Raw genomic sequence first — 19,119 nt, forward strand, 5'->3', positions numbered from 1 at the left:
TCTTCGAACGTGGCAATCAATCAGGAACAGCAGACCAGGATCGCGTCGGGCCAGGGCTTCATCGCCGCGCTCGACCAGAGCGGCGGCAGCACGCCCAAGGCGCTCAAGCTCTACGGCATCGACGAAAGCGAGTACGGCACCGATGCCGAGATGTTCGGCCTGGTCCACGCGATGCGCACGCGCATCGTCACCAGCCCGGCCTTCAGCGGCGAGCGCGTGCTCGGCGCGATCCTGTTCGAGCGCACGCTCGACGACCAGTTCGACGGTCGGGACGCGGCCACCTACCTGTGGGACGTCAAGGGCGTCGTGCCGTTCCTGAAGATCGACAAGGGGCTCGAGGATGAGGTCGACGGCGTGCAGATGCTCAAGCCGATCCCGGGCCTCGAGGACCTGCTGGCGCGGGCCAAGGCCAAGGGCGTGTTCGGCACCAAGGAACGCTCGGTGATCAAGCAGAACAACGCGGGCGGCATCGGGCGCGTACTCGACCAGCAGTTCGAACTCGGCCGCCAGGTGCTCGCTGCCGGGCTGGTGCCGATCATCGAACCGGAAGTCGACATCAAGGCCGCCGACAAGGCCGAGATCGAGACTACGCTGAAGCAGGGCCTGATCGAACGCCTGGATACGATCGATGCCTCGACGCCGGTCATCCTCAAGCTCACCTTGCCCGATGTCGACGGCTTCTTCCGCGAACTGGTCGATCATCCGAGCGTGCTGAAGGTCGTCGCGCTCTCCGGCGGCTACAGCCGCGACGACGCCAATGCGCGCCTCGCCCGCAATCCGGGCGTGGTCGCCAGCTTCAGCCGCGCGCTGACCGAAGGCCTGAGCGCGCGGCAGAGCGACGACGAATTCAACACCGCGCTCGATACCGCGATCGAATCGATCTACCGAGCCTCGATCGCCTGAGCCTCCCATCCGGGCGGTCACCGGAAGCCGGCGCGAATGCGTCGGCTTTTTCGTGCCGGACCAGCGGAGCGGCGTGCCGTGCAGGCGCGCCGCACTGCAGGCCGCGGTACGGCAGGCGACGGCCAACGGGTACCGTCATCGCGTACCCCTGGGCGTTCGCATTCGAATCACACGTCACCGCGCCGCGGCCGTCGTCCTGGCCCTGCGTTGCGTCCATCCCGGAAGCGCCGAGAGGCGCAGTGATGGGCGCAGGAGCACCGTGCGAGGTATCAGTCACTGTGCGCCCCGCGTACGCCGGCCGATATTCGTATCAGGTGGAGCGCGCGCAGCGATGGGGTGAACATTCCGGGGATGGTTGTTAGCGAAGCGTTCGAAACGCGGTGACCGGCGACGACATTCCCTGCAAGCGACTGAACCCGTTCGGGCTGAATACGCTGGCTACACCGGCGTCTCCACGCGGTGCCGATAGCGTCGGAACCCATGGCTTTGCCTGGAGTTCCGACGATGTCGCAGCCCACTTTCGTGACCCATTACATGGTGCGCCGACCCGCGCAGACGAGTCGCGCGTCGACGCCGGCGCGCCGTGTTCCCGAGTCCGCCATCCGCGCGATCCCGCTGCGGCGGTGCGATGCCGCTTCGTCCCGGAGCGACCCGGCCACCACCCGCACCGACGATCAGCGCCGTCCCCGATCCTCGATGTCGGCGCTCCGATTCAGTTGAGCCCATGGGATGCAGGCATGCAGTGTCACGGCTCGCTCCGTCCGGCATCCGGTCGACGATGCAGCACCGACCTTCGCTCGGCTGCGGCGTTAGCGATGCGTTCCGGCGACGAACGCCTCGAACAGCGCCAGGGTCTCCGGACTGACGTGGTGCTCGATGCCTTCGGCATCGCGACGGGCGATCTCGGGCGGTACGCCGAGCGCAAGCAGAAAGGCTTCGACGGTCTGATGACGGGCGCGGCTGGCGCGCGCCAGGGCTTCGCCGGCTTCGGTGAGATAGGCGCCGCGATACGGCTTCTGCCGTACGAGGCCGTCCCGCACCAGGCGCTGGAGCATGCGTGCGACGGTGGGCTGGGCCACGCCCAGACGCTCGGCGATATCGACCTGGCGGGCTTCGCCGCGATCGGCGACGAGGTCGGAAATCAGCTCGACGTAGTCTTCGACCAGTTCCACGCGGCGCGCTTCGCGCACCTGGCGGAAACTCTCCACGTGCACCCTGGCGTCGGGCAGCCCCGCGCTGGGTGAGGCGTGCTCCGGGGCGGGGCGGTCCAGGGCCTCATCGGCAGGCTTGGTCTTGCGAGCGGCCATGGAACCGATCCAGCAGATGAGGCGCCATTGTCGCCGATCGTCCTCAGCGGCGTCCGGGCCGGCGCGTGCCGCCGGCCCGATGCGCGCGCGCGGCTCAGCGCTTGCGGTTGAAGAAGGTCAGCACCGCGCCGCAGACGACACCGATGAACAGCCCCAACGCAATCCACTGCAGGATCGACAGTTCGCTCATGTCATGCCTCCCGGAAGCTGTGCCACCGGCGCCGGCCGGCCGCGTGCATCGAGGGCGATCATCACGAAGCGGCCGCGCGTGCACACTTCGCGTTCGCCGCTGAGCAGGTCCTCGGCGATCTGAAGCCTTCCAACAACTGAGCCATCTCCGCCGGAAATTCCGGTAGAACAACCGGGGGACAAGTTGACTGTAAGAGCCCGATGGTCAACGTGCGGTTCCTGCGAAATTGATCTGTATGGCGGTGATGCACTCCGAACGGCCATAGAAGAATTTGATCTCACCGGTTGTCGTTCGTTCCGACATCCAGTCGAAAAAACTCGCTTTCTGCAATCCTCCCGACAGGCCATGCTCCACTTGCTGCACGGTGCCAGTGTCGCCGATTGAAAAATCCTTACGAACTGATTCTGCTGCATAGCATGGCGAATCTTCGACACTCATGACGACCGATGAGGATTTAGAATAGTGAGGCAATCCTCTCCTGATGGAGACGTTGCTGAGTTTGAATGCGTCGCTGGTGATCAACGGTCCTAACTCAATCGTGGACTCGGGGGAGTCGATTTTTTCGCCGAACTTCGACACCAATGTTTGGTGCAAGGAGGCCGGCGATCTCGAAATTTCAGCGACAAGAGTGCTCAGATCATCTGCCAGGCTGCCATCAAGGACGGGGTTGGTTGCGCAAGCCGTAGCGGACAACAACAAAGAAGATGCCGCTATCGATAAAGATGATTTTCTGCGATTGATTTCCATCTCGAATCCCTCTCCATTGAGCTCACCCTAAGCATTTCTGTAACGTTCTGTATGGCTCACACATACGACGTCGCCGGCGCGCTACGTACGCGCCGATCAGCGCTTGCGGTTGAAGAAGGTCAACACCGCGCCGCAGACGATGCCGATGAACAGGCCCAACGCAATCCATTGCAGGATCGACAGTTCGCTCATGCCGCATCTCCGGGAAGTTGCGCCACCGGCGCAGGCCGGCCGCGCGCATCGAGGGCGATCATCACGAAGCGGCCGCGCGTGCACAGCTCGCGCTCGCCGCTGAGCAGGTCCTCGGCCACCAGTTCCACTTCCACCTGCATCGAGGTGCGGCCCACTTCCACCACGCGCGCGATGGTTTCCACCAGCTGGCCCTGCTTGATCGGCAGCTTGAAATCCACCTGCTCCGAGCGCGCGGTCACCACGGTGCGGCGCGCATAGCGCGAGGCGGCGATGAAGGCGGCCTTGTCCATCCACGCCAGCGCGGTGCCGCCGAACAGTGTGCCCAGATGGTTGGTGTGATCGGGAAACACGATCTCCATCATCCGCGCCTCGGTCTCGGGCGCCTCAATGAGCGGTGTCATCAACCCGCGTCCGCCGCGGCGAAATGCGCCGCCACGGCCTGCGCGATCTGCGGCGGTGCCTGGAAGCCCGGCAGGCGCGCGGCTTCATTGCCGTCCTTGAACAGCGCCAGCGTCGGCGTCTGGCGCAGGCCCAGGTTCCGGAAGAAGTCTTCGCCGATCGTTTCCATCTTCACCTTCAGCAGCGCGACGCCGGCGGCACCCTCGCTCGCGGCGAACTTCGCCAGCGACATGTCGAGCATCTTGCAGCCCGGGCAATCGTCCTTGTAGTAATCGACGAGCAGGCGCGGGTGCGCGGCCAGTGCTGCGGCGTAGTCGTCAGGGGTGGAGGCGTGGAGCGTCTGCATGGGGGGTGGTCTCGATCGGTGTGTCGGCAATGCCGAGGATGTGGTCGGTCCAGCGTTGGATGTTGGCGGCGTCGCGCTCGCCGTGCGGCATCTGCTCGATTTCCAGCCGCTGATAGGGGGAGGCGAAGAACGCGGCGATGCGCCGCGCCGCGCCGCAGTAGTACTCCTCGCCCCACTGCGTCTCGCCGGTGCCGAACACCGCGACGCGCTCCGGCTTGCCCACCGCGGCGACGAGGTCCTCGATGAAACGCTTCATCTCCGGCGGCGTGCGCCCGGCGTTGATGCTCCAGCTGCCGAGCACGTAGAGATCGTGTTCGGCGCCTTCGGGGCAGGCCTTCGCCAGCGTCTGGATATCGGCATCGATCCAGGTGATGGCATGGCCCAGCGCCTCGCACCGTGCGTGAATCGCACGCGCGACATCGCGGGTGTTGCCGCTGAGCGATGTGTGGGCGAGGAGGATGCGCATTTATCGCGTAGTTTTAAGGGGTTTTGTACTTACATTTAGGTACTGCTCACGTCGCCCCAGCGCAGGTAAAACGCAAAAAAAGGATCAGTGATGTGAAGCTTCTTATCGCTCTCGTCGAAGTCGATCACGGGCGTCGAGCTCTGGTCCGTTGAAGCAATGGTTGCCATGTGCTTCAGTACGCGAGCTACTTCATGCAGCTGTGGAATGTTGCCGCTAATTACTTCACGGATGGCCGCTCGCAGATCTTCATATTCAAGCGTGACCAGGTCGGGCTTAAGGTGCGCAAGCGCATGAATCACGAGCTGGTAGATATCTGCTTCGCCACCTGACTTCAGGGTTCTCTTTACGCGGTCGGATCTTTGCCTGGGGCCTTTGGCGAGCTTTTCGAAGATCGGTCGGCCGATGGTGTTGGCTACCTCTCTGTAGATCGGAGAGGGATCAAAATCTAAAGCAAGTTCCTTCGTCTTTGACTGCGCGATATGGCGCGCGATTCCACGACAGAACTCTTGCATCAAATGTGGGCTTCCGATCGCTTCTTTGGAGATCAGCGCCGCGATGGAATCGGGAACCTTGATGCCGAGCAGGGGGAATCCTTTGGTCGGGATGAAGGAGAGCTCCTTCTCATCCCAAGTGGGAATCGTCATGGGAAGCATCCTTCCCGTCATCTCACGCTCAACGCGCACCGCGTCGTATCGACGGTGAGGGATGGCGATTAGAACTACGGGCACCCCGTCAAAGACTAAGGGCTTTAGCGCACGGACGATTCCGCCCTGAAGATTCTTCGGAAGGTAGTGAAAATCATCAATAACCAAGGGGACATTGGCTTCGCGAAGTGCTGTAAGTGCGGCAACCCGATTTGAGACTTTGCGGGCACGGCCCGCGCTCGTACTCCTGTTTCGCTCGTGCTCGGCGCCAACCTCACCCTCGCCCTTGGCGACGATGAAATTTGCACTTGCCGTGCCTTTTCCAGAAATCGTGGAGGAACTCCCACTTTCGCTGGCTGAATGATGTTCCGTGTACGCATCTAGCTGCTCGAGAACAGATGTCCAGAGGTCGTCTTCGGCATCAACCATCCCGCCATCGACCCATACTGATTCATTCAGTGGAAGAACTTTTCGAGTAAGAACGGTCTTTCCTGACTTGGTGTGGCCGGTGACCGTTACAAGCTTGCATAGGTTGCTTTTTACCTCGGAAATTTGGTCCTCAATTTTCCAAGAGTCGCGAGGGTTGTACGTGTGACGCGGAAAGCCGCCAGGAACAAAGACGTCTGAATACTTAAGCATTAGAGATCCTTTCCATAGCATAGATATTTTAGTCAGATCAGGAAGAAGGTAGATAACGGTTCAAAGATCATCGAACCCGTTATCCGAATTCGTCTTCTTGTACGACGCATTCCGCATCTCGAAGAAGTCCGTCTTGGTCTCGGTGAAGTTGTCGGCGTAGGCCTTGATCCACGGCATCACGTTCTCGTTCGATTCGCTGTAGAGCTTCTCGATGCCGAGCATGCCGGCCATCTTGTTGGCGCGGTACTTCACGTAGCGGACCATTTCGTCGACGTCGATGCCGTCGATGCCGTCGAGCACTTCTGCCGTCCAGCGCGTCTCGAGTTCGATCGCGTGCTCGAAGGCCGTGTGTACGTATTCGGTGAGTTCGTCGCCCTGCAGGCTCTGGTTCTCGCCGACGATGGCGCGGATCAGTTCGCTGATGAACTTGCTGTGCGCCAGTTCGTCGCGGTTGATGAAGCTGATGATCTTGCCGGTGCCGGTCATCCGGTTCTGGCGGACCAGGTTGTAGAAGTAGGCGAAGCCGGAATAGAAGTTGATGCCTTCGAGGATCGACGACTGCACCAGCGAGCGGATCAGCGTTTCGGCCGAGCGCTCGCGCATGAAGTCGTTGTACGAATCCATGATCGGCTGGTTGCGCGCGATGATCGTGGGATGCGTGCGCGCGAGTTCGAACACGCGGTTCTGGTCGGCCAGACCGGTGATCGAGGCCAGCACGTAGCTGTAGCTCTCGTTGTGGATCACTTCCTGCTGACCGATGATCGCGGCGTTGGCGTGCGCGGCCGGGTCGGTGATGTATTCGGCGACGTTGTAGATGAAGCGCGTCTGCGGCGAATCCAGCGTGGCCAGCAGGCCGATGATCGAATCGTAGGCGTTCTTCTCGCGCGCCGAGAGCTCGCCGTACTGCTTGGCGTCGCCCTTCATGTCGACCTCGTCCGGAATCCAGAAGTTGGTCGAGAGCTCCTTGTAGGCGCGATAGAACGACGGATACGGAATGTCGTTCCAGTTGAGGATGCCGCTGGTCTGGCCGTTGATGATGCCGGTGGAGCGGTTGGGGTGACGCGGCTCGAGGATCTTGATGCGGTCGAGCGGGGTGGACGTAACGGCCATGTGCGGTTTCTCGTGTCTGAAGTCTCGCGCGACGTCGAATCGCGCGACGGAAAAGTCTCGCGCGGTGAGGGATCGCGCGACGGTGTCGGAGTCACTTCCGGCTAATGGACGTTCCGTCAGCCGATGCGGCGCGTCCGGAAAGTGACTCTGACACCTTGCTGTTTCTTGAAGCTCGCGCGATGCGGGGATCGTGCGAGTGCCGGCTTTCGAAGCGTCGCGTGGTGGGGCACCGCGCGTACGGGGTCGGAGTCGTGTTTTCGGGTATCGACCGCGCGCGTACCGGACGCCATCGGCCGGAAAACGACTCCGAGCCCTGTCGGGTGGATCTACCTCAGCTCGAACACCACTCGCACTCGGCGATATCGATATCGTTCGAACGCACGTAGTACGTGGTCTTCATGCCGAGATTCCACGCGGTCATGTGCAGGTCGAGCAGGGTGCGGGCGGGGATGGTGCTGGGCACGTAGAAGTTGAAGCTGATCGCCTGGTCGACGTGGCGCTGACGACGCGCGTTCTGGCGCACCGATGCGAACTGGTCGACCTTGTAGGCGCCCTTCTCGTAGTAGGGCCAGGTCTCGAGCGACAGGCCGGGCGCGGCGACCGGGCGACGGTAGTCCTTCTTCTCCTCGTAGTAGAACGCGGAGTAGATCGGATCGATCGACGCGGTGGAGCCGGCGATCTGCGCGGTGGACATGTTCGGGGCGACCGCCATCAGCCAGCCGTTGCGCATGCCGTTGACGCCGACCTGCGCGGCCAGATCCAGCCACTGCGGGCTGTTGTAGTCGCGATCGCGGAAGTACGCGCCGGTGTGCCAGTCGCTGCCGGCGAACACGGGATAGGCACCCTTTTCCTTGGCGAGTTCCATGCTGGCCTGCACGGTGAGGAAGTTGATGCGCTCGTACAGCGAATCGCTGAAGTCTTCCGCTTCCTTCTCGTTCCAGTGGATGCCCTTCTGCGCCAGCAGGTGATGCCAGCCGAAGGTGCCGAGGCCGATCGCGCGGTACTTCTGGTTGGTGATCGTGGCCTGCGGCACCGGCAGCTGGTTGAGATCGATCACGTTGTCGAGCATGCGCACCTGGATCGGGATCAGACGCTCGAGCACGTCGGTGATCAGGTCGCCCTGGCCCTGCTGCGGCACGACCGCGCGGCCCAGGTTCACCGACGACAGGTTGCAGACGACGAAGTCGCCGGCCTGCTTGGTGGTGACGATCTGATTGCCGGAGATGATCTCCTGCATCATCTTCGTCGGGCTCATGTTCTGCAGGATCTCGGTGCAGAGGTTCGACGAGTACACGCGGCCGACGTGCTTGTTCGGGTTCTTCCGGTTCACCTCGTCGCGGTAGAACATGAAGGGATTGCCGGTCTCCAGCTGCGAGACCATGATCCGCTTGAAGATGTCGATCGCCTTGACCGTCTTGCGGCTGATGCGCTCGTCGGCCACCACTTCTTCATAACGGCGACGGAAGCTGCCGTTCGGGTCGCCCTTCTTCTCGTCGAAGAAATCCTGCAGGTAGAAGCCCTTGATCTTGTGGACCTCGTGCGGGTCGAACAGGTACCAGTCGCCGCGACGCTCGACCGCTTCCATGAACAGGTCGGGGATGCAGATCGAGGTGAACACGTCGTGCGCGCGCAGGCGCTGGTCGCCGTTGTTGAGCCGCAGGTCGAGGAAGTTCTCGATGTCGCGGTGCCACACGTCGAGATACACCGCGACCGCGCCCTTGCGCTGGCCCAGCTGGTCCACCGACACGGCGGTGTTGTTGAGCTGCTTGATCCACGGCACCACGCCGCCGGAGGAGTTGGGCACGCCGCGGATGGCCGAACCGCTGGAGCGCACGTAGCCCATGTACGCGCCCACGCCGCCGCCGCCCTTGGAGACGCGGGCGATGTCGGTGTTGGAGTCGTAAATGCCCTGCAGGCTGTCGTCGACGGTGTCGATGAAGCACGACGACAGCTGGCCGCCGACCTTGCCGGCGTTCTGCAGCGTCGGCGTGGCCACGGTCATGTACAGGTTCGACAGCGCCCAGTAGGCCTCGCCGACGAGCTGCATGCGGCGCTCGCGGCCGCCCTTGGTCTCGTTCTGCATCAGGTACAGGGCGATGGTGAGCCAGCGCTCCTGCGGCAGTTCGAACACGGCGCGCGAGGTGTCGGTGGCCAGATACCGCGTGGCCAGCAGGTAAAGGCCGTTGTAGGCGAAGAGTTTGTCGCGCTCGGGCTCGATCATGCGGCCGGCTTCCTGCAGCTCGTCCTTGGAATAGGCGCGCAGGATGTCGTTCGAGTAGATGTTGCGGTCGGCCAGCGATTCCTGCAGGCCGACGTAGGAGCCGTACTTCTGCTCGGCGTCGTAGAAGCGGTTGCGGCTGGCGCGCTTGTACAGGCGGTGCAGGTACAGGCGGGCGGCGAAGAATTCCCACTCCGGCGCGGTGACATCGACGCGGGCCTCGGCCTCGCGGATCAGGTGATCGGTGAGGTCGTCGGCGTTGACGGCCTCCTTGCGCTCGACGAAGCCGAACACGCTGCGCTTGTAGTCGGCGATGTCGAGCTGCGGGAATTCGGCATGGGTGCGGTCGATGCTGCGCTCCAGGCGCGCGCGATCGAACGGAATGCGGCGGTTGCCGGCTTCCTTGGTGATCCAGGTGGAGACGCCGGCGTCGGCGTCGGTGGATGCGGCGATTGCGGTGTTCATGGCGGCACTCGGGGGCGGCGGCACCAGATCGTCGACGGCGGCATCGACGGCAGGCGGCGTCACGGGAAGGGTGGGCGGGGCGAGGGTCGGGCTGGCGTCTGCGGCGGCCGATGCATCGGTCGTGACGGTGTCGTGGCTGGTCATGCGTCCTCTCTGTGTCCAGTGCATTCGCGCACACGACCGGCCCGCCCGCGTCGGGGTCCGGCGGCTGAAGGCGCATCACAGGGTGGTCGGGCGGCGTCGCAGGAACCGCGATCGGGCGCATGGCGCCATCGCTCTCCCCCTCCGCAAGCCCGCCCCCCACGGAGCGACCGCAGCCGGCACCGCGCGCTGTGCTGATCGCGCGGCTGTCGGCAGGTCTTCGGACTCATGGGCGCGACGGCAACGCCGTCTCCTCGCCCGCCGCTTCCCGGATCGCTCCAGTGCCATGGCGGGGTTGTTCCCAATTACCGCTGCGGGGCAGTGCCGGAGTGGCGCGAGGCGTCACCGGCTTCCCGTTTTAATCCACTGCCCCTGGAGGCGCGGAACCGACCCGGCCCAAGATAGTGGGGTGGGTCGGCAGCGTCAACGCTAAATGTAGTGAAGAGGCGGCAGGCCGCGTCAGGACGGCAATCGCGTTTCGTCAAGCCCCAGGCAGGCGCCTGCCGATGCAGATCGGGCCGCGCCGGGCAAGTGCCGGCAGGGGTGTCGGGCCCCCGCATCGGGTGCCCGATCGGCCCGCACGGCCGGGGTCAGTCGCGCTGGGCGCGCATCCAGTCGCGCAGGGCGGGATGGTCCAGCCCCTGGACGATCTCCTCGAACGTCTGCGGCGTTTCGTCCTGGCCCAGCTTGAAGGTCGCCCGCGCCTGCTCGACGTGCGCATGGAAGGCGATGATGTGCGGGCGCTTCTGCGGATAGAGCGGCCCCATCCGGTCGGGGGTCCAGGGCTCGGGATTGCCGGCCTCGAGCGCCGCCGCCAGGGTTTCGAGCGCGTAGGCGTTCTCGTCGGGGACGAACTCGATGCGCACCGAGAAACGTGCGACCGCGTAGTTCCAGGTGGCGCCCCAGGCGGGGCTGGTGACCAGGCGCGGCGGGATGTAGCCGTCGGGGCCCTTGAACAGCAGCAGGGCGCGCGGATCGGCGCGCAGGGCCTCGACCTGCGGATTGGCGCGGGCGAAATGACCGAGAAACGAGACGATCCGGCCGGCAGCGTCGAGTTCCGGGAGCAACGGCAGCGGGGTCGCATCGAAGGGCCCCATCGCGCCCCCGTGGCCGATCACCCAGGCCAGCGGATAGGCCCGCACGAGGGCCAGCACGTCGGTGTCGCTGCGCGGATCGAAGGGGCCGCTCATGGGCGGACGCCGGTGTCGCCTGCCGCAGCGCCGGCGCATGCACGCGGGGGCGAGGCGCCGGACACCTCACCGGCCGCGGCCGGAGGCCGTGCGCATCCGCGACCGTGCGGCATGGCGCGCCCGGTGCCGGCCCGGGCGAGGGGGGCGCCGACCGTGGCGGACGACGCTGGTGTTCTGCAGGTGGCCATCGGGTGCTCCCGGACTGCGGTCCGACGCATCGTAGCGATGCAGGGTGCGCGCCCGGATCAAGGCGGACGCCGCGATCCGCTCGCATGGACAGGCCGCCGGAGAGCCGCCGACGGCATGCGCCGAAGCCGGTGGGCGGATCCGAACACCCCGCCTGCAGGACCGACGCGGCGAGCGATGGATCGGGTGGGCGTCCGCGGCGGGCGCTGCGCCCCGGCCGATGCTCAGCCGCGGTGTTCGCGCTGCAGATACTCGGCGCTGCGCATCTCGATCAGACGCGAGGCGGTGCGCTCGAACGCGCCGGCCAGGCGTTCGCCCGAGTACAGCGCCGGCGGCTCGGCCGCGGCGGTGCACACCAGGTTGACGTTGCGGTCGTAGAGCTCGTCGACGAGCGTGACGAAGCGGCGGGCCGCGTCGTCACGGGTGGCGTCCATGTGCGGAATGGCGCCGAGCAGCACGGTGTGGAACTCGGTGGCGATCTGGATGTAGTCGCCGGCCCCGCGCGGACCCTCGCACAGCGCGTCGAAATCGAACCAGGCCATCCCCGGCGTGCGCGCACGCACGCGGATGCGGCGGCCGTCGATCTCGATGCCGGCGTCGCGATGCTCGTCGTCGCCACCGAGTTCGTGCCAGCGCGTGTCGAGCCAGGCATCGGCGCCGGCATCCAGTGGCGTGCGGTAGACCGGCGAGCGGGTCAGCGCGCGCATGCGGTAGTCGGTGTCGCTTTCCAGGAACACCACGCGGCAGTGACGCTGCAGCAGGTCGATCGCCGGGAGGAAGCGCGCGCGCTGCAGGCCGTCCTTGTACAGGTCCTTGGGGTCGACGTTGGAGCTGGTCACCAGCACGATGCCGTCGGCGAACATGCGGTCGAGCAGGCGCGCGAGCAGCATCGCATCGCCGATGTCGCTGACGAAGAACTCGTCGAGCACCAGCACGCGCAGCCCGGCGTCGCGCCAGCCGCGCACGATCGCCGCGAGCGGGTCGCGTTCGCCGGCATGGGTGCGCAGCGCGTCGTGGACCTCGCGCATGAAACGGTGGAAGTGCGTGCGGCGCTTGCGGCCGAGCGCGGGATCGGGCACCGCGTGGCGCGCAGGATCCCGCGCGGCACGCGCAGCGGGGTCGACGGCCGCCGCGCCGCGCATCGGCTGCAGCGGCAGGCCGTCGTGGAACAGGTCGATCATGAAGGTCTTGCCGCGGCCCACGCCGCCCCACAGGTACAGGCCCGGTGCGGCCTCGGGCGCGGTGGCGCCGAGCAGCCGTCCGAGCAGGCCGCGGCGCGGCGCCGGTGCGGCGAGCGCGACGTGCAGACGATCGAGCTCGACCAGCGCCGGCTGCTGTGCGGGATCGGCCTGCCAGTCGCCACGGGCCACGCCCTGGGCATAGCGCTGCGACGGCAGCGGCGCGGTGCTCATCGCCGACGCAGCCGGGCCGCGCACGCGCACGCCCGGACGCCGGCCGTGGCCGGAGCGCGCAACGGCCGGCCCATCAGCCCGCGGCGTCCGGCAGGTGGTCGCGCACGCCGTGCTTCACCGCGCCGCGTAGATCCATCAGCTTGCGGTGGAAGAAGTGGCTGGTGTCGGGCATGCGCACCAGCTCGGCCTCGGCGCCGCTGTCCTCGAGCCAGTGGTAGACGGCCTGGGGATCGACGATCTCGTCGGCCTCGCCCTGGATCACCAGCCAGGGACAACGCGGCAGGACGATGCTGTCGAAATCCCAGCGACCGGCCGGCGGCGCCACCGAGAGCAGCAGGTCGGGGCGCAGGGCGTCGCTTGCGCGCAGCGAGACGTAGGCGCCGAAGCTGAAACCGGCCAGCCACAATGCGTGGCCGGGCCGTTCGCGGCGCACCCACCCGGCCACGGCGGCGAGATCGGCGGATTCGCCATCGCCCTGGTCGTAACGACCTTCGGACGCGCCGGTGCCGCGGAAGTTGAAGCGCACCGTGGTGACGCCCAGCTCGCGCAGCGCGCGGCCGACCATCGTCACCACCTTGTTGTGCATCGTGCCGCCCTCGGTGGGCAGTGGATGGCAGACCACGGCCACCACCGGGCGGGCCTCGACCTCGTCGCCGGGCAGGTCGATCGCGGCCTCGAGGGCGCCGGCGGGGCCGGCCAGGGTCAGGGAGCCGGAAACGGTGGGAAACGGGGGGAACGTCATGCGTGAATGATAAGCGTCGCCACGTTCACTCCGTGCGCAGGCGCAGGCCGACGACCAGCGGATCGTGGTCGGAGCTGCGCCACGGCCCGCGCGCTTCGCGCTCGCGCATGTCGGCCGGCTCGTCGGCATTGCTGTGCCATTTCGCCGCGCCGGCCACCCGTGCCGCCAGCGCGGGCGTCAGCAGCAGGTGATCCAGGCGCCCGGCCTGGCCGTCGAAGACGAAGCTGTGCGCGGGCGCGCCCGCCGCGGCGAAGGGATCCTGCCAGCCCGCGTCACGGAAGACCCGGATCGGGTCCTCCATGGCGTAGGCATTGAAATCGCCGACCACCGCCACGTGCTCGCTGGCGCCGGTCGGTGCGGTCGCCAGCCAGTCCCGCAGGCGGCGAGCGGAGTCGGTGCGGGTGGCGTTCCAGCAGGCCTGACCGTCGCCGCGGTCGCGATCGGCGCCGTCGGCCTGGCCGCAGCCCTTGGACTTGAAGTGCACGGCGACCACGGTGAAGGCGGCCCCGTCCACGCCGCCGGCGTGCACCGGAACGAAGGCCTGCGCCAGCGGAACCCGGCTCAGGCGGTCGAAGGGCCCACCGGTCAGGGTGGCGGGGCGGCCGTCCGGTCGCACCCGCGTGGCCCGGTAGATCAGTCCGACCCGGATCGCATCCGAACCCGGCCCGACGCCGGCGTCGACGAAGCGCCAGTCGCGCGCCGGCCCGGCTGCGTTGAGCGCATCCACCAGGTGGGCGATGCTCGAATCGCGGTCGAACCCGTCGTTTTCCAGTTCCATCAGCGCGGCGACGTCGGCATCGAGCGCGGCGATGGTGGTCACCAGCCCGTCGAGCTGGCGCGCGAGTTCGGCCGGCGTCGCCACGCCGCGCGGCGTCGGGAAGCCACCGCCGCGGCCGTCGCCATTGAACAGGTTCTCCAGATTGAACGCGGCGAGGCGCACGTCGCCGTCCACCCGGGGCGGCGCGGGGCGCGGCGCGGGCTGCACCTGGACGGGTGCGGTGAGCTGCAGCCGCCAGGCCCCGTGGCGGTGGTCCACGATGCCTTCGACGCCCGTGAGCACGCTGCCGCTGCGCAGGGCGCGCGCGGTCGCGGGGAGGTACCACGGCGCGCCGTCCTCGGGCGCGGCCTCGCGGCCGTCGTCGAGCAGCACGCGGCGCTGCGCGTTCGCGGCCTGGACCGTCGCGGCCTGCACGCCCGGGTGGGCGAGCTCGGTCGGGACGAACAGCCGACCGTCGAAGCTCGCGACCAGACTGCCGCGGCGGGCGAGATCGTGCTGGCCGCTGAGGGTCAACGGGGCCTCGATGCGGACCCAGCGGCCGGCGAGCGACGGCCAGTCCTCCGGCGGACCGGACAGGCGCAGCGGGGTCAGTGCGGGCGCCGGCGTCGCGAGGGTCTCGACCTTCGCGGGCTGCAGCGTGGGCAGTCCGTCCGCCCGGCGCAGTGCCCCGGTCACGCGGACGTGGGCGCCGGTCGCCGGGACCGGCTGGCCGTCCACCCCCTCGACGAACACAGCACGCGGCGCATCCCCGCGCGCGCCGGGCGACTCGACGAACCAGCCGCCGAGCCCATCGGCGAACGCGCCGGTCACCCGCCCCTCGAGCACGACGTCGGTGAGGCCGCCGACGCCCGCGGGCGTGTCGACCACGGGCGACGCGTCGGAGGCGGGCGCGGTGGCCCGGCACGCGGCCAGCAGTGCACAGGCCAGCAGGCTGGCGAGAAGACGGGGGCGAAGGCGGACGGACATGCTCGATCTCCAGCGACCGGCGGGGGCCGGATGCGACGACGCCGCCCGGGCGGGCGGCGTCTGGGGTGGGGCGGACGCCCGCAGGCGGCTTACTTGAGGTTGTCGACCATCCAGTCGACGGTGACCTGCATCTGCTCGTCCGACAGTGCCGGATTGCCTCCGCGCGCGGGCATCACGCCGGCCTCGCCGACGAAGCCCTCGATGGAGTGGCGGTACAGCGTCTCGGTGCCCTGCGCCAGTCGCGCGGCCCACTGCGCGCGCACCAGGGTCGGCGCGCCGCCGGCGCCGGAGGTGTGGCAGCCGGCGCACAGGTTCTGGTAGATCGTGCCGCCGTCGAGCGTGCCGCCATAGGCGACCTGGGACGCCGCGGCCGCGGCCGCAGCGGCCGTGGCGGCCGCCTGGGACGCCGCACCGGTGGCCCCCGCATAGACCGCGCCGACCGGCGCGATCCGCGCCTCGGTCCGCTTGGCCACATTGGGCGGCGTCTCGGTGGGCACGGACGAGTGCAGCATCCACGCGCCGATGATCAGCCCCAGCGTCACGATGCTCAGGAACACCAGGACGAGCGAGAAACGCTTGAGGAATTCGAGATCGTAATTACGCACGAAACACCCTTGGCGGCATGGCCGTCTGGCCACAGCTGCGGCCGAGTATACGGGCAGGGTTTCCAACTTGTCTCCGGCCGGGGCGGCGCACGCGCGCGATGGCGCGGCGTGCGGGCGGGGCATCGGGAGGCGTTGCAAGGCGGCGACCGGCCGCGTGCGAACCGGCGGTGTCGCATGCGATCCACGCCGCCGGCGCACGGCGCGCCGTAGGCATGCAGGTGGCCAGGCAGGCCGCGGCGGTGACGTGCCGCCGAGCGCGGGGTACCTGGCGCGACCGGCGCGGCATCACGGTGGCCGTCGCCTGCGCGATGCGCTCGCCTCCGTGCATCTCGATGCGGACGGCGCCGTCCGCCACCGCCGCGCGCTGCGCTACATCCCCGCGTAGTTCGGCCCGCCACCGCCCTGCGGCGCGACCCAGACGATGTTCTGGGTCGGATCCTTGATGTCGCAGGTCTTGCAGTGCACGCAGTTCTGCGCGTTGATCCGCAGGAACGGGCCGTCGGGGCCATCGAGGTATTCGTAGACCGCGGCCGGGCAGTAGCGCGCCTCGGGGCCGGCGTAGGTCGCCAGGTTCACATCCACCGGCACCGACGGATCCTTCAGCGTCAGATGCGCCGGCTGGTCCTCGTCGTGGTTGGTGCTCGACAGGTACACCGAACTCAGCCGGTCGAAGGTCAGCGTGCCGTCGGGCTTCGGGTATTCGATCTTCGTGTGCTGCGCCGCCGGTTCCAGGCAGGCGTGATCCGGGCGGTCGCGGTGGATCGTCCACGGCGGCACGCGGATGCCGAGCTTGGGCAGCAGCCACTGTTCGATGCCGGTCATCAGCGTCGCGGTGGTGCGGCCTTTCTTGAACCACTGCTTGAAGTTCTTGGCCTGCGACAGCTCCGCATGCAGCCAGCTGGCCTCGAACGCCGTCGGATACGCGGACAGTTCATCGGCACTGCGGCCCTCGCCGAGTGCGGCGACCGCGGCCTCGGCGGCAAGCATGCCGGTCTTGATCGCGGCGTGGCTGCCCTTGATGCGGCTGGCGTTGAGCGTGCCGGCCTCGCAGCCGACGAAGGCGCCGCCGGGAAACACGAGCTTGGGAATCGACAGCAGGCCGCCGGCGGTGATCGAACGCGCGCCGTAGCCGACGCGCTTGCCGCCCTCGAGATACGTGCGGATCGCCGGATGCGTCTTGAAGCGCTGGAATTCCTCGAACGGACTCAGCCACGGGTTGCGGTAGTCGAGCCCGACGACGAGGCCGATCGCGACCTTGCCGTCCTCGGCGTGATAGATGAAGGAGCCGCCGTAGGTGTCGTCGGTCAGCGGCCAGCCGGCGGTGTGCACCACCAGGCCGGGTTCGTGCTTCGCCGGATCGACCTGCCAGAGTTCCTTGATGCCGATGCCATAGCTCTGCGGGTCGCGGCCTTCGTCGAGTGCGAACTTCGCGATCAGCTCGCGGCCCAGCTGGCCGCGCGAGCCCTCGGCGAAGATCGTGTACTTCGCCAGCAGTTCCATGCCGAGCTGGAATTCGGCCGTCGGCTCGCCGTCTTTGCCGACGCCGAGGTTGCCGGTGGCCACGCCGCGGACCACGCCCGCGTCGGTGTAGAGCACTTCGGCCGCGGCGAAGCCCGGGAAGATCTCCACCCCGAGACCTTCGGCCTGCGTGGCCAGCCAGCGCGTCAGTGCGCCGAGGCTGATGATGTAGTTGCCGTGGTTCTTGAAACAGTCGGGCAGGAAGAAATCGGGCGTGGACTTCGCGCCGGTCTCGTCGAGGAACAGGAATTCGTCGCGGGTGACCGCCTGCTTCAGCGGTGCGCCCTTCTCCTTCCAGTCCGGGATCAGTTCGGTCAGCGCGCGCGGATCGACGATCGCACCCGAGAGGATGTGCGCGCCCGGCTCGGAGCCTTTTTCCAGCACGCAGACCGAGACCTCGCGCCCCGCTTCGGCGGCCAGCTGTTTCAGGCGGATGGCGGTCGCCAGGCCGCCGGGGCCGGCGCCCACGACGACGACGTCGTACTCCATCGATTCGCGCGGGCCGTGGGTGTCGAGCAGGTGCTGGGGAGTCGTCATCGTTGCCTTGGGCGGTGTGCCTGGGTGACGGGCGGGCCAGCATCGCAGCCGGCACGCGATGGTTGCGTGGGCGGGCGAGTGTAACGCGGGGTCCGCGGGTGCCCGCTCAGCGCGGCCGGGCGGGGAACGGGAACGGCGTGACCACCTTCTCGCCCGATTCCGCGTCACGGATGGCCGACTGGCCCTTCTTCTCGACATCCTCGATCCGCAGCACGCTCTGCATCGGCAGGTGCAGGGTGCGGGTATTGCGGAACTCGTCGCGCAGGCGTTCCTCGGTCGGGTCGACCACGAGGCCGTCGTGCACGTCGAACACCAGGTCCGACACCTCGACGAAGCCCCACAGCCGCCCGCTCTCCACGCGCTGCGCATACAGCTCGTAGACCTTGCCGTGGCTGAGGAAGGTGACCTTGTGCAGCGTCCTGGCAGTCATGCGGGCAGTCTACGGGCGTCGGGTGGTGCGGACGGAGGTGGCGACGGTGCAGGCGTTTCCCAATCCCCGGATCCTGCGTGGCACTCAATACCCCTTGAGCCGGCGCAGGCGCTGCCCGATCGCATGCCGCGACACGAGGGCGAACACGATGCCGAGCAGGAAGCCCGCCACGTGCGCCGCCCAGGCCACCGCGCCGTAGGCCGGCCCGATGTAGGCGAAGAACACCTGCAGCACCGCCCAGATGCCGATCAGCAGCGATGCCGGCGCGCGCACGAATTCCAGGAACAGGCCCAGCGGTACCACCACGCCGAGGCGCGCGCGGGGAAACAGCGCCAGATAGGCCCCGATCAGCGCCGAGACCGCGCCGCTCGCGCCGATGATGAGACGGTCGGGCGTGCCGATCGCCAGCACCGCGGCGAGGTTGGCGAGCGCGCCGCCGATCAGGAACAGCACCAGCAGGCGCCAGGCGCCCATCAGGCGTTCGGCGGGCAGGCCGAAGATCAGCAGGAACACCAGGTTGCCGAGCAGATGCGCCCAGTCGGCGTGCAGGAACAGGGCCGTGACCAGGCGCAGCCACGGACCGGGATCGAGCCAGTTGACCTGCACGCCGTCGGCGCCGACCGGTGTGCCGTACAACGCACCCCAGTCGAGCAGCAGCGTGTAGTGATCGCTGGCCGAGCGGGTCACCGCCCACAGGAAGGCCAGCCACAGCACCGCGCACAGCATCGGCACGGCCCAGCGCAGCGGGGCCTTGGCACGTCGGTGGGGGATGGAAATGAACATCGCGGGCCATTGTCGGCCGCCGCCGAGGACGCGGTAAAGCGCGGCGCGCGCCGCGGCGTCCGGCGGGTGGCGCACTGCGTCCGGACGGGGAGGTACGGTATAGTCCGCGCGCGCCGCGTTCGGGAGGGGATGTCCGGAAGCTGACGACGACCAAGGGGGGCCGGGTCGCGTCCGCGGAGCATCCACTACATGCCTCATTCGGAGA

At 67.5% G+C, this 19,119-nt stretch carries 17 protein-coding genes, 1 pseudogene and 1 riboswitch; of the genes and pseudogenes, 1 reads left to right on the forward strand and 17 read right to left on the reverse strand.

Annotated elements, in window-relative coordinates; translation table 11 throughout:
* The first annotated feature begins 9 nt into the window (after positions 1-9).
* The gene (locus tag H0E82_RS01520) at positions 10-903 is read left to right on the forward strand and encodes a fructose bisphosphate aldolase (RefSeq protein ID WP_328796924.1); all 894 of its coding nucleotides are present in this window, start codon (positions 10-12) and stop codon (positions 901-903) included.
* A gap of 809 nt (positions 904-1,712) precedes the next feature.
* On the opposite strand, the gene mntR is transcribed toward H0E82_RS01520, so the two are convergent.
* From mntR to H0E82_RS01605, 17 genes and pseudogenes are all read right to left on the reverse strand, one after another.
* The gene (gene mntR, locus H0E82_RS01525; RefSeq protein ID WP_180543209.1) at positions 1,713-2,210 is read right to left on the reverse strand and encodes a manganese-binding transcriptional regulator MntR; all 498 of its coding nucleotides are present in this window, start codon (positions 2,208-2,210) and stop codon (positions 1,713-1,715) included.
* Positions 2,211-2,396: 186 nt separating this feature from the next.
* Positions 2,397-2,558: pseudogene (locus H0E82_RS01530) on the reverse strand (acyl-CoA thioesterase); the annotation flags it as partial.
* Positions 2,559-2,604: 46 nt separating this feature from the next.
* Entirely contained in the window at positions 2,605-3,147 is a 543-nt protein-coding gene (locus tag H0E82_RS01535) for a hypothetical protein (RefSeq protein ID WP_180543210.1), read from the reverse strand.
* A 188-nt stretch (positions 3,148-3,335) separates the two neighbouring features.
* Positions 3,336-3,740, reverse strand: a complete 405-nt coding sequence (locus H0E82_RS01540) for an acyl-CoA thioesterase (protein WP_180543211.1) — start codon at positions 3,738-3,740, stop codon at positions 3,336-3,338.
* Positions 3,740-4,084 (reverse strand): thioredoxin family protein, encoded by a 345-nt coding sequence (locus H0E82_RS01545; RefSeq protein ID WP_180543212.1) that lies wholly within the window; start codon positions 4,082-4,084, stop codon positions 3,740-3,742. Before H0E82_RS01545 ends, H0E82_RS01540 begins: the two co-directional genes overlap by 1 nt.
* Positions 4,056-4,550, reverse strand: a complete 495-nt coding sequence (locus H0E82_RS01550; protein WP_180543213.1) for a flavodoxin — start codon at positions 4,548-4,550, stop codon at positions 4,056-4,058. Before H0E82_RS01550 ends, H0E82_RS01545 begins: the two co-directional genes overlap by 29 nt.
* 35 nt (positions 4,551-4,585) lie before the next feature.
* The gene (locus tag H0E82_RS01555) at positions 4,586-5,833 is read right to left on the reverse strand and encodes a hypothetical protein (protein ID WP_180543214.1); all 1,248 of its coding nucleotides are present in this window, start codon (positions 5,831-5,833) and stop codon (positions 4,586-4,588) included.
* Between the two features lie 60 nt (positions 5,834-5,893).
* Positions 5,894-6,943: a ribonucleotide-diphosphate reductase subunit beta gene (locus H0E82_RS01560; protein ID WP_180543215.1), complete on the reverse strand. Its 1,050-nt coding sequence runs from the start codon at positions 6,941-6,943 to the stop codon at positions 5,894-5,896.
* Positions 6,944-7,274: 331 nt separating this feature from the next.
* Positions 7,275-9,770 carry a ribonucleoside-diphosphate reductase subunit alpha gene (locus H0E82_RS01565; protein ID WP_180543216.1) on the reverse strand — a complete coding sequence of 832 codons (2,496 nt, stop codon included), beginning with the start codon at positions 9,768-9,770 and terminating at the stop codon, positions 7,275-7,277.
* Between the two features lie 191 nt (positions 9,771-9,961).
* Positions 9,962-10,173, reverse strand: a riboswitch (cobalamin riboswitch).
* A 184-nt stretch (positions 10,174-10,357) separates the two neighbouring features.
* The gene (locus H0E82_RS01570) at positions 10,358-10,957 is read right to left on the reverse strand and encodes an FMN-binding negative transcriptional regulator (RefSeq protein WP_180543217.1); all 600 of its coding nucleotides are present in this window, start codon (positions 10,955-10,957) and stop codon (positions 10,358-10,360) included.
* 410 nt (positions 10,958-11,367) lie between these two features.
* Complete coding sequence (zapE, locus tag H0E82_RS01575; RefSeq protein ID WP_180543218.1) at positions 11,368-12,555, reverse strand: cell division protein ZapE; 1,188 nt, start codon at positions 12,553-12,555, stop codon at positions 11,368-11,370.
* Positions 12,556-12,628: 73 nt separating this feature from the next.
* Positions 12,629-13,297 (reverse strand): alpha/beta hydrolase, encoded by a 669-nt coding sequence (locus tag H0E82_RS01580; protein WP_180543219.1) that lies wholly within the window; start codon positions 13,295-13,297, stop codon positions 12,629-12,631.
* Positions 13,298-13,322: 25 nt separating this feature from the next.
* A complete protein-coding gene (locus H0E82_RS01585) occupies positions 13,323-15,041 on the reverse strand; it encodes an ExeM/NucH family extracellular endonuclease (protein WP_180543220.1) in 1,719 nt (572 codons plus the stop codon).
* Between the two features lie 89 nt (positions 15,042-15,130).
* Complete coding sequence (locus H0E82_RS01590) at positions 15,131-15,646, reverse strand: c-type cytochrome (protein ID WP_180543221.1); 516 nt, start codon at positions 15,644-15,646, stop codon at positions 15,131-15,133.
* 369 nt (positions 15,647-16,015) lie between these two features.
* Positions 16,016-17,701 carry an electron transfer flavoprotein-ubiquinone oxidoreductase gene (locus tag H0E82_RS01595; RefSeq protein ID WP_180543222.1) on the reverse strand — a complete coding sequence of 562 codons (1,686 nt, stop codon included), beginning with the start codon at positions 17,699-17,701 and terminating at the stop codon, positions 16,016-16,018.
* A gap of 106 nt (positions 17,702-17,807) precedes the next feature.
* Positions 17,808-18,131 carry a DUF1820 family protein gene (locus H0E82_RS01600; protein ID WP_180543223.1) on the reverse strand — a complete coding sequence of 108 codons (324 nt, stop codon included), beginning with the start codon at positions 18,129-18,131 and terminating at the stop codon, positions 17,808-17,810.
* A gap of 84 nt (positions 18,132-18,215) precedes the next feature.
* A complete protein-coding gene (locus H0E82_RS01605) occupies positions 18,216-18,914 on the reverse strand; it encodes a rhomboid family intramembrane serine protease (RefSeq protein ID WP_180543224.1) in 699 nt (232 codons plus the stop codon).
* Positions 18,915-19,119 lie beyond the last annotated feature (205 nt).

The organism is Luteimonas deserti (assembly GCF_013425765.1).
GTDB lineage: Bacteria > Pseudomonadota > Gammaproteobacteria > Xanthomonadales > Xanthomonadaceae > Luteimonas > Luteimonas deserti.

What these genes read in the sequence shown, in the direction of transcription:
- mntR (WP_180543209.1), bottom strand. Translation starts at nt 2,210, where the DNA reads ATGGCCGCTCGCAAGACCAAGCCTGCCGATGAGGCCCTGGACCGCCCC.
- H0E82_RS01535 (WP_180543210.1), bottom strand. Translation starts at nt 3,147, where the DNA reads ATGGAAATCAATCGCAGAAAATCATCTTTATCGATAGCGGCATCTTCT.
- H0E82_RS01540 (WP_180543211.1), bottom strand. Translation starts at nt 3,740, where the DNA reads ATGACACCGCTCATTGAGGCGCCCGAGACCGAGGCGCGGATGATGGAG.
- H0E82_RS01545 (WP_180543212.1), bottom strand. Translation starts at nt 4,084, where the DNA reads ATGCAGACGCTCCACGCCTCCACCCCTGACGACTACGCCGCAGCACTG.
- H0E82_RS01550 (WP_180543213.1), bottom strand. Translation starts at nt 4,550, where the DNA reads ATGCGCATCCTCCTCGCCCACACATCGCTCAGCGGCAACACCCGCGAT.
- H0E82_RS01555 (WP_180543214.1), bottom strand. Translation starts at nt 5,833, where the DNA reads ATGCTTAAGTATTCAGACGTCTTTGTTCCTGGCGGCTTTCCGCGTCAC.
- H0E82_RS01560 (WP_180543215.1), bottom strand. Translation starts at nt 6,943, where the DNA reads ATGGCCGTTACGTCCACCCCGCTCGACCGCATCAAGATCCTCGAGCCG.
- H0E82_RS01565 (WP_180543216.1), bottom strand. Translation starts at nt 9,770, where the DNA reads ATGACCAGCCACGACACCGTCACGACCGATGCATCGGCCGCCGCAGAC.
- H0E82_RS01570 (WP_180543217.1), bottom strand. Translation starts at nt 10,957, where the DNA reads ATGAGCGGCCCCTTCGATCCGCGCAGCGACACCGACGTGCTGGCCCTC.
- zapE (WP_180543218.1), bottom strand. Translation starts at nt 12,555, where the DNA reads ATGAGCACCGCGCCGCTGCCGTCGCAGCGCTATGCCCAGGGCGTGGCC.
- H0E82_RS01580 (WP_180543219.1), bottom strand. Translation starts at nt 13,297, where the DNA reads ATGACGTTCCCCCCGTTTCCCACCGTTTCCGGCTCCCTGACCCTGGCC.
- H0E82_RS01585 (WP_180543220.1), bottom strand. Translation starts at nt 15,041, where the DNA reads ATGTCCGTCCGCCTTCGCCCCCGTCTTCTCGCCAGCCTGCTGGCCTGT.
- H0E82_RS01595 (WP_180543222.1), bottom strand. Translation starts at nt 17,701, where the DNA reads ATGACGACTCCCCAGCACCTGCTCGACACCCACGGCCCGCGCGAATCG.
- H0E82_RS01600 (WP_180543223.1), bottom strand. Translation starts at nt 18,131, where the DNA reads ATGACTGCCAGGACGCTGCACAAGGTCACCTTCCTCAGCCACGGCAAG.
- H0E82_RS01605 (WP_180543224.1), bottom strand. Translation starts at nt 18,914, where the DNA reads ATGTTCATTTCCATCCCCCACCGACGTGCCAAGGCCCCGCTGCGCTGG.